This window comes from Clostridium vincentii, assembly GCF_002995745.1.
GTDB lineage: Bacteria > Bacillota > Clostridia > Clostridiales > Clostridiaceae > Clostridium > Clostridium vincentii.
The window spans coordinates 88239-97928 of sequence record NZ_PVXQ01000010.1 but is presented as its reverse complement, the minus strand read 5'-3'; the positions used below and the strand labels follow the sequence as shown (position 1 = coordinate 97928).

General features: G+C 29.2%; 11 protein-coding genes. 10 read left to right on the top strand and 1 reads right to left on the bottom strand.

Features of this window, described 5'->3' with window-relative positions; translation table 11 throughout:
• Positions 1-396 precede the first annotated feature (396 nt).
• The 10 genes from CLVI_RS06580 (at position 397) to CLVI_RS06545 (ending at position 8677) form a co-directional block, all read left to right on the top strand.
• Positions 397-1419 (top strand): DUF4351 domain-containing protein, encoded by a 1023-nt coding sequence (locus CLVI_RS06580; RefSeq protein ID WP_146127308.1) that lies wholly within the window; start codon positions 397-399, stop codon positions 1417-1419.
• A 324-nt stretch (positions 1420-1743) separates the two neighbouring features.
• Complete coding sequence (locus CLVI_RS06575; RefSeq protein WP_106059315.1) at positions 1744-2697, top strand: Rpn family recombination-promoting nuclease/putative transposase; 954 nt, start codon at positions 1744-1746, stop codon at positions 2695-2697.
• A gap of 572 nt (positions 2698-3269) precedes the next feature.
• On the top strand, positions 3270-3407 hold the full coding sequence (locus CLVI_RS17415; RefSeq protein WP_170065612.1) for a hypothetical protein: 138 nt from the start codon (positions 3270-3272) through the stop codon (positions 3405-3407).
• Between the two features lie 74 nt (positions 3408-3481).
• Positions 3482-3745 carry a hypothetical protein gene (locus CLVI_RS06570; RefSeq protein WP_106059314.1) on the top strand — a complete coding sequence of 88 codons (264 nt, stop codon included), beginning with the start codon at positions 3482-3484 and terminating at the stop codon, positions 3743-3745.
• A gap of 404 nt (positions 3746-4149) precedes the next feature.
• Positions 4150-4323, top strand: coding sequence for a hypothetical protein (locus CLVI_RS17410; RefSeq protein WP_170065611.1), 174 nt, complete (start codon positions 4150-4152; stop codon positions 4321-4323).
• 228 nt (positions 4324-4551) lie between these two features.
• A complete protein-coding gene (locus CLVI_RS06565; protein WP_106059313.1) occupies positions 4552-5067 on the top strand; it encodes a VanZ family protein in 516 nt (171 codons plus the stop codon).
• Between the two features lie 251 nt (positions 5068-5318).
• Positions 5319-7298 carry an ABC transporter ATP-binding protein/permease gene (locus CLVI_RS06560; protein ID WP_106059312.1) on the top strand — a complete coding sequence of 660 codons (1980 nt, stop codon included), beginning with the start codon at positions 5319-5321 and terminating at the stop codon, positions 7296-7298.
• A 122-nt stretch (positions 7299-7420) separates the two neighbouring features.
• Positions 7421-7855 carry a hypothetical protein gene (locus CLVI_RS06555; protein ID WP_106059311.1) on the top strand — a complete coding sequence of 145 codons (435 nt, stop codon included), beginning with the start codon at positions 7421-7423 and terminating at the stop codon, positions 7853-7855.
• A gap of 126 nt (positions 7856-7981) precedes the next feature.
• A complete protein-coding gene (locus CLVI_RS06550; protein WP_106059310.1) occupies positions 7982-8323 on the top strand; it encodes a hypothetical protein in 342 nt (113 codons plus the stop codon).
• Between the two features lie 72 nt (positions 8324-8395).
• Positions 8396-8677: a hypothetical protein gene (locus CLVI_RS06545; RefSeq protein WP_106059309.1), complete on the top strand. Its 282-nt coding sequence runs from the start codon at positions 8396-8398 to the stop codon at positions 8675-8677.
• Positions 8678-8718: 41 nt separating this feature from the next.
• Here CLVI_RS06545 and CLVI_RS06540 read toward each other — a convergent pair whose 3' ends face one another.
• Positions 8719-9663 (bottom strand): LCP family protein, encoded by a 945-nt coding sequence (locus tag CLVI_RS06540; RefSeq protein ID WP_242980589.1) that lies wholly within the window; start codon positions 9661-9663, stop codon positions 8719-8721.
• Positions 9664-9690: the final 27 nt, after the last annotated feature.

The window sequence follows — 9690 nt, the reverse complement described above, 5'->3', positions numbered from 1 at the left end:
GGTTTGATAAAATGTTTAGATATTTTGAAGTGCCTGAAGCTAAAATACATGTAAATATATTTGAATTAAAGAAAGAGATTACATATATTCTGTAAATTATAATATGGGGAGCCGTATGCGGGAAATCCGCACGTACGGTTCTGAGAGGGGCCAGGGAAATGATTCCCTGGTCTACTTACCGGGTTGTTAACAAATTAATAAAATTCAAAAATAAGTAAATAAATAACTAATCTAAGAACTTCACTAAATAATAAATTTAGTGAAGTTTTTTTTGATTTATAGAATTATATCAAGATTTTTGTTTATCAAAATTATCTTATGGGATATAATATAAGTAAATAAAGATAAATTATCATTGTAAAAAAAGAATACCATATTAGAAGGACGTGAATAAATTTGTCTAAGAAACATGATTTTGATGCAGCATGGAAATCAATATTAGAAGCATTTCAAATAGAAGTGGTAGAACTACTTTTTCCAGAAATATTTAATGAAATAGCATGGGAGCTTGGAACAGAATCATTAGATCAAGAATTGCAAGAAATACAAAAAGAAATTTTTGATAAATACAGTGCCGACAAGATAATTTCAGATAAAATAATAAAGGTTAGGTTAAAAAATCAGAATAGTAAGATATTATTTATACATGTAGAGGTACAAAGTTATAGTAGTGAAGAAGATGCTTTTGGAGAAAGAATGTTCAGATATTTTTATAGGATCTGGGATAAGTTTAGGTATAAATATGAAGATAAATCTGAGATAGTTGCAGCAGCAATATATACGTATAAAGGACAACGAGGAAAAGATAAAAAATATATATACAAATTGCCAGAGTTAGAAGATGAGATACTAGTATATAATTTTAAAAGTATTGATGTAGAAAAAATCAATTTAGAAAAAATCAGTGATGATAATCCTTTAAAATTAGTTTTTAGAATGGCGAAAACATTATTAGAAACAAATTCAAAAGATGAAGATATATATGAAGCAAAGATAAATCTAGCAGAAGAATTGGTAATATATGATAAAGTTAAAGATAATGAGCAAATAAAAGCATTAGTGGATTTTTTAGAATACTTGTTTTTAATTCAAGATAGGGAATTGGAACAAAAATATGAAAATTATAAAAGAGAAAAAGGAGGTGCTTTAAAAATGACAGTAGATCAAATAAGAAAATTACATTATAAACAAGAAGGAAGAGAAGAAGGAAGAGAAGAAGGTATTGAAAAAGAAAAAGAGAAATCTAGACTAAAAGATGTTGAAAGAGTCATAAAGTTACTGACTAGGAAAATTGGAGCATTAGATAATAGTTTTATAGAAAAAATAGAAAAGTTTAATAGTGATAAATTAAATTTGATTATTGAAAATATTTTAGACATAGAAAATTTAGAAGAGGTAGAGAAGTATTTACAAGGGTGACTGTCAGTGCGCCAAAAGCAAATGAGTCACGAGTTCCTCATTAGCACCCCAGAGTACCATTTATTCGAGCAAGTGGGTCGCTGCGCACCCCACAATGGTAACAGGGACATGGGAAAAATAGTAAAAAAGCAAGCGGAGTCCTTTAAGTCATCCGCAAGGGTGACAGTCAGCTGAAAAATGCAAGTACAAGCCACTTCACTAAATGTATGTTTAGTGGAGTTTTTTCGTTTAAGAAAGGTTCTATATGGTATATAATATTAATATAGAGTAATTGATTTAGAAAGCATCCTAGAGGTGTATAATTTTCAAGGAGGTGGATAAATTTTGGCAAAGAAACATGATTTTGATGCAGCCTGGAAATCAATTTTAGAAGCCTTTGAGGTAGAAATAGTAGAATTGCTTTTTCCAGAGATATTTAGTAAGGTGGATTGGGAATTAGGAACAGAATCATTAGATAAAGATCTACAAGAAATACAAAAAGATATATTTGATAGAGATAGTAGCGAAAAAGTAATCTCGGATAAAATAATAAAGGTGAGATTAAAAGATAAAAAAAGTAAGATATTATTTATACACGTAGAAGTACAAAGCTATAGTAGTGAACATGAAGTTTTTGGAGAAAGAATGTTCAGATACTTTTATAGGATATGGGATAAATTTAGATATAAAGATAAAGATAAGTCAGAAATAGTGGCTGCAGCAATATATACTTATAAAGGCGAGGGCGGAAAAGATAAAAGATATGTATATAAATTACCAGAGATAGAAAATGAAATATTAATATATAACTTTAAAACTATTGATGTAGAAAAAATAAAGCTTGAAAAAATTAGTGATGAGAACCCATTAAAATTAGTTTTTAAAATGGCAAAAAGCTTGTTAGAAACAGGTGTAAGAGATGAAGACATTTATGAGGCAAAAATAAAATTAGCAGAGGAATTAAAAAATTATAATAAAGTTAAAAATAATGATCAGATAAAAGCATTAGTAGATTTTTTGGAATACCTATTTTTAATTCAAAATCAGGAGTTAGAAAATAAGTATGAAGAATATAAAAAGGCAAGTGGAGGTGTATTTAAATTGAGTATAGATGAGATTAGAAAGTTGCATTACAAGGAAGAAGGCAGAGAAGAAGGAAGAGAAGAAGGCGAAATAAAAAAAGCTATGGAGATGGCTAAAGCAATGATATTAGATGGAGAAGGAAATGAAAAAATAAAAAGATATACTAAGTTGGAATATACGGTAATAGATGAATTAAGGAAGAAACTATCTAATTAGTAGCAAGCTTATCACTCTGTTCATCCCAAAAAGCGGAGTACTTTCAGCCTTTCTCAAGACCTAAATAATAGCTTATATAAAAAGCTCAAGGCAAGCCTCTCGCAAGGTCCCTCGGGGGCAATGTCATCCCGGGGGTCATTAACAAAATATTAATAAAATTCAAAGATAAGTAAACAAATATAAGCTGTAAGCTATGTTAAATTAATATTTAGTGCAGTGTTTTTTTTCTAGGAAAGGCATTCATAAAAAATATTCTATATGATATAATGACAGTAATGTAATGTAGGTATTGATATGAATGAAATACTAGAACAAATACTTAATGAATTAAAAGATCTTAAAAAAGGTTAAGTTAGAATTGAAAAAAATTGGGATTCGTTCATGAATATACAGCTAAAATAACAGAAGATATAACCGTAGCTAATATGAAAATTGATAAAATATCGGATGATATAGATTTTCTTAAACATAAAGAGCATCATCGGAAAACAAGCTCGTCACGGTGTTCCTCCCAAAGATCCCTGGGGGTTATTAACTTTTAAAATGGCAAAAAGTTTATTATAGGTGTAGATATGAAGACATATACTGAACTACTCACCGTAGTTATTAAAGCACTCGCTGAATCAGGACTTGTTGATATATTAAGTTTTAAAAATCCTCTAGAATATGAATACTTAAAGAGTATATTTGAGGAGTCTTTTTTAGATTAAAACTATAATTTATGTGCTGAGAAACTTAAGTAGAAAATCTTAAATATAATAGAAAAAAAGGAAGTGATTAAAGAATGGATAACGAAGTATTAAAAGCATTAAGCAGCTTACTTGATGAGAAATTAGAGCCAATAAAAAATCAACTTAATAGTTTAGAAAAAAAAGTTGATGGAGTAGTAGATCAAATAGCTAATTTACTAGAGTTTAGGAGTGATATGTCAGAACAAATGAAGCAAGTTAAAGGTGACGTTAAATCAATAAAGAAAGATATCACAAATGTTGAAGTAATAACGGCTAGTAATTGGAAAGATATTGCAAAATTAAAAGCTGTAAAATAGTAGCAAGTTCAAGGCAAGCCTCTCGCAAAGTCCTTGGGGGTTGGGGTTGCTGACAAATTATAATCAAGTGGGTCGCTGCGCACCCAACAACGGTAACAGGGACATGGAAAAAATAGTAAAATAAAGATCTCCGCAAAGACAGTTGATGGCTGTGAACAAAATGTAAATAACCAAAGATGGGGCATATAATGAGAATATAAAAACTTCACTAAATAATAAATTTAGTGAAGTTTTTGTTTTAAACAAAGAGCAAAATTGTTTTTTTAATATTAGGTGAAATTTTGATAAAAATTGGATATAACATGAAAGGTAAGGACGTAGCTAATTTTTTATAAGAATATATGTTCTTGAAATTGGGAATAATTATATTAAAGGTATAAAGATGGAGCAAAGGAAAAATCCATGTGATATACTTAAATAAGGACAAGGAAGAAGGCAGAGAAGAAGGCGAAATAAAAAAAGCTATGGAGATGGCTAAAGCAATGATATTAGATGGAGAAGAGAATGAAAAAGTAAAAAGATATACTAAGTTGGAATACAAGGTTATAGATGAATTAAGGAAGAAACTATCTAATTAGCAAGCAGGTTACTGCAGACCACACAACGTGAGTTAAAGAAATTAAAGGTGATTAGATAAAGACTTCTTAGATAGGATTAGTCAAAGTCATTCACAGTATATAAAAGCTACAAATGCAAACAACCTAATAGATGTGATTGGTTGGGTGTTGAAACAACAAACACACGTTGAAGAAATGCTCGATGCATATAATATTAAACTATTTCAGTGATAACAAGGGGTTGATAAATTGAAGAAAGTAATTATACTTTTATGCATAGTATGGATGGGATTTATATTTTATATGTCTAGTAATAATGGAGAAACATCCCATGCAAAAAGTAATAAAATAGTCAATTTTATTGAAAGTAAATTAATACAGGAAGATACTATTAAGGCGCAGAAAGTGAGAGAAAAGCAACTAACATATATAGTTAGAAAAAGTGCTCATGCATTTATTTATATCGTGTTAGCAATTTTTGTAAGTGCAATATTATTCGCCTTTAATAAAAAAGGGAAACATTCAATAATTTATATCCTATTTATTTGTTTGATCTATGCTGTAATTGACGAGTATCACCAATCTTTTATAGCAAATAGAACCTCTTCAGTTGGTGATGTTTTAATAGATTTTGGAGGAGTTTTAATAGGAGTAATATTTTTCTATCTAGCTTATTATTTAGTTTATGAAAGATATAGAAGGTATGCAATTAATAAGGCTCTAAAAGTGCCTAAGTACAAGCATTTTCATTATAATAAAATTTAATGAAAATGCTTTTTTTTTGTTTAAAAAACAAGACTTATGACTATAATTTTAATGATATAACCCATGAAATTATAAACAATAGCAGAGAGAAAATCTGTTGCTTGGTGAAAAATAGCGAATAAAGGCGAACTCCTAAGGAGACAGAGTCTTCTAAGTCCTCAACAAAGGTGAGTGGAATTTGTCAAAAGTGGAATGAGGTTATAATTAGTTAAAGAAACATTATAAATATGTTTAAATATAAGGAGAAATATATGCATCTATTAGAGCTTAAAAATATTAATAAGAGCTATAAATTAAGTGGAAAAGAAGAATTTAAGGCCTTGATTAATGTTAACTTATCCTTTGATAAGGGAGAATTAGTGTCTGTGATTGGTGAGTCGGGTAGCGGTAAATCTACATTAATGAATTTGATCGGAGGATTAGATTCTAATTACTCAGGGGGACTATTTGCAAGTGGAAAAGATATTGGGAACTTTAGAAAAAAGGAACTTGATAAATATAGAAAAAATAAGGTTGGATTTGTTTTTCAAAGTTTTAATCTAATATCACATTTGTCTGTTTTAGATAATGTAACAATTGCTATGACATTGTCAAATGTGAAAAAAAAAGATCGAATAGAATATGCAAAAAAAATACTAACTGAATTTGGTTTGAGAGACCATATGGATAAAAAACCAAATGCACTATCCGGAGGTCAAAAGCAAAGGGTTGCTATTGCTAGAGCTTTAATTAATAATCCAGAAGTAATTATTGCTGATGAGCCTACAGGTAGTTTAGATTCAAAGACATCAATGCAGGTTTTAGAGATACTTAAGGGAATTGCTCAAAGAGGAAAACTTGTAATTATGGTTACTCACTCTGAAAAGGTAGCAGCTCTATCAAGTAGAGTGATTAAAATATCAGATGGTAAAATCATTGATGATAAAAAAGTTTTTGCACTAGAGAAAAATTCTGACATAGATAAAGTCGATAAAGAAGAAGCAAAACTAAATAAAAAAAGACAGAATTTGAATTTCATATCTGCCATAAAACTTGCCCTTATTAATATGAGGGAAAAACTAGTACGTAACATATTTATTTCAATAGGAGCAAGTATTGGAATAATGAGTGTTATTTTAATGTTATCTTTGGGCAGTGGAGTTAAGGCTTATTTTAATAAGACTATGAATAGCTATGTGAATCCTTTAGTAATAGAGGTTAATATGCCAAGTAATGATGAAGAGACAGTTGACTTAGATATTGCAACTATTGAAAAACCTACAATTAATCCGCAAAGTTCATTTAAAGAAGAAGATATACAAAGGTTGGCTGAAATAGAGAATGTATCCTCTGTAGAAAAAGGATTTACTGCAATTTCTATGGGGACTAATTCATTAAAGTATGATGGTAAATCCAGTGGTTTAATGAGAACCTCAACTATATCATCAAATATAACAGCTTCAAATGTTGAAGAGGGAGCACTACCAAAAGACGGCGAAGTATTAATTAATAAATCTGTAAGCGATAATCTTGGTGGAGAGGTTGTCGGAAAAACAGTTACTTTAAATATGTTTGTTAATCAAAAAATGGTGAAGAAAGAATTTGTTGTAAGTGGAATTTATGCTACGGCAGGTGGAGATTTAACTGCAGTAATGAAATCTGTTTTTTTGAATTATCTAGATTTAGAAAAATTGTATTCAGAAAATAGCAGTGAATTGAAATCAAATGTTATGTATATTAATACTGATAAGGCTGAATATACAGATTCTATTAAAGAAAAGGTCAAAGAACTTGGATATACAGGATCATCCCAAGAGCAAATGAGCGAAATGTTTAATGAAATGATAAGTATCTTAACATATGTATTAGCAGGAATTGCAGCAATATCCTTAGTTGTATCAACAATTATGATAGTAGTTGTTATGTATATTAGTGTTGTAGAGAGAACAAAGGAGATAGGAATAATTAAAGCAATTGGTGCAAGGCAAAAAGATATAAGAAGAATATTTGTCTGTGAAGCATTTCTAATTGGAGTTTTTAGTGGTATTCTTGGAATTTCATTAGCATTTATATTAATGAAAGGCATAAATATTGTATCAACTAGAATTTTCGATATAAATTTAGTTTTAATACAGAATTCTTACATAGTATTCGGGTTAAGTGTAAGTATTGTTATAAGTACAATTGCCGGAGTCTTACCAGCGAATAAAGCTGCTAAATTAGATCCAGTAGAATCTTTGAGACGAGAATAACTACAGAGTGGAGAGTTGAAGGTTAGAATTTCTCCGAAATTCTTTTGAATGAAATAAGTTTTAATTTAAGAAAAAGGTCATATGGTATATACTAGTAGAGATAGAGAATTAAGGGGGTCCATATGATTAAAATACTAAAACTGATTGTTGAAATAATTAATGAATTACATGATATTCTTGTAGATTTTTTTGGTGGCTTTGAAATGAAGTTTAATGATAAGCAACTTCATTTTATTATTATAGGTATAATTGGTATTTTTATTTACTTTGTAGTTAATAAGTTATTTAAAGATATTTCTAAATATAGCATTGCTGTCATATCTTTTATATATACAGTAACCGTACTTGTAGTTATTGTTTTTGGTATCGAAATTGGACAGAAAATTACCAATAGAGGCAATATGGAATTTGCAGACATAGTAGCAGGTCTATGGGGATTTGCAACTTTTTTTGCTGGTTATATTGTAATTTATGGAGCGGTTTTGCTTATCAAAAAGGGTATAAAAAAGATACATAGAAAAAATATAGAAGAAAGAACAACAGAAGAGATAGATTAGAGTTTTTCTATGGTTTATATGATTGAAGAACGTAAAATCTGTAAGTTTTTGCATATTGATAAAAAGAATTTGCAATGATATAATTTTATTATAAGATTGTAAAATCATATAAATGGTGGTGGTAAAATGGATAAAGAAATTTTGGAACTTTTAAAACATATTAATAATAAGATTGATACTTTAGATACTAGATTTGATACTTTAGAAAGTAGGTTTGACACTTTAGAAAGTAGGTTCGATAATTTAGAGATCAGGTTCGATACTTTAGATATTAAGGTTGATGAAAACTCAAGAATTCTAAGAGCATTAGAGCATTTGGCAGAAGTAAACAAAGCCGAACAGGATAACTTTAGTAATAATATGGCTTATTTGACTGGAGATATTAAAGGTCTAAGAAGAGATGTAACAACCATGGAAGTAATAACATCAAAGAATTGGAACGATATAGCGATCCTAAAAGCAATTTAACAGAATAAAGAAGATTTGCAATGATATAATTTTATTATAAGATTGTAAAATCATATAAATGGTGGTGTTAAAATGGATAAAGAAATAAAACAGATGTTTGAATTAGTATTAACTAAATTAGACAGTATCGGAAAAAAGCAAGACCGTATGGAAGAAAAGCAAGATAGTATGGATAAAAGACAGGATGAAATGTATATAATGCAAAGAGGCTTAGAAGAAAATGCAAAAGTTACAAGAGCCCAACAAGAAAAAATGATGTATATACTTTCTGACATACAGGGAAAAGTTACAAAATTAACTGGAGAAGTTGAAGAACATGAAAATTTTATTAGTCAAATTAGATCTATTAAATAAAAAAAGGTTGGTGAAATAATATATTTTCACCAACCTTTTATTTATTTATCTAAGAATATGTAATCAGTCATTTGTTTAGCAGTTTCTTCAATATCAAATACATAATAATAAATTCCATTGATTAGTTTACCTTCTCCATAGCCATCTCTTGGAAATCTATCTTGAGATAATTCGCTAATAGGTAGAGAATTTGCTTTAATCGCTAAGGATAAAAGATCTGTAGGAACTAAATTAGTATCTACAAGAGGTAATAAATCATCTAATAATGATGGATAAGAAGTAACTGAAGCACTTTTAAATTTATTAAATAAAGCGGTAATTACAGTTCTTTGTCTTTCGCTTCTCACAAAATCTCCGCCTACTGCATGTCTAATTCTAGAATAAGCAAGCGCTTCATCACCATCTAATGTTTGATTTCCAGCAGAGGCTAAATTTAAAATATTCTTCTCTTCACTAGTAATATTTACTTGGATTCCTCCAACTGAATCTATAAGTTTTGGAAGAGATGAAAAATTAACGGATACAAAATCCTTTATATTTAAATTAAAGTTTTTATTTAAAGTTTTTATTGCTAGTGTAGGGCCCCCATTAGCGTTTCCACTAGCAGTACCAAAAGCATAGGCATGATTGATCTTATCCTTGCCGTCTCTTCCTAGAATTTCTACATAGGAATCTCTTATTATAGAAGAAACCTTTAACTTATCGTGTTGTTTATCAATTGTTAATACCATTATTGAATCGGAACGTCCTATTTCTCCATCTGAAGAATCAATACCAAAGATTGCGATATTTGTAATATCAGTTGTATCAACCTCAGACTCTAAAGTTGGGCTGATTTCTAAATCAGTATTATCTAGCTCTATATTATTAACCTTATTTAAGGTTGTATGAACATAAGCATAACCGCCAACGCATAAAATTAAGACTAATGAAATAATACCTATTAATATTTTTTTACCTGGAGACATTTTTCTTCTTTTTTTCAAAAGCTAACACATCCTTCCCTTTGATAA

What these genes read in the sequence shown, in the direction of transcription:
- CLVI_RS06560 (WP_106059312.1), top strand. Translation starts at nt 5,319, where the DNA reads ATGCATCTATTAGAGCTTAAAAATATTAATAAGAGCTATAAATTAAGT.
- CLVI_RS06570 (WP_106059314.1), top strand. Translation starts at nt 3,482, where the DNA reads ATGGATAACGAAGTATTAAAAGCATTAAGCAGCTTACTTGATGAGAAA.
- CLVI_RS06550 (WP_106059310.1), top strand. Translation starts at nt 7,982, where the DNA reads ATGGATAAAGAAATTTTGGAACTTTTAAAACATATTAATAATAAGATT.
- CLVI_RS06545 (WP_106059309.1), top strand. Translation starts at nt 8,396, where the DNA reads ATGGATAAAGAAATAAAACAGATGTTTGAATTAGTATTAACTAAATTA.
- CLVI_RS17415 (WP_170065612.1), top strand. Translation starts at nt 3,270, where the DNA reads ATGAAGACATATACTGAACTACTCACCGTAGTTATTAAAGCACTCGCT.
- CLVI_RS06555 (WP_106059311.1), top strand. Translation starts at nt 7,421, where the DNA reads ATGATTAAAATACTAAAACTGATTGTTGAAATAATTAATGAATTACAT.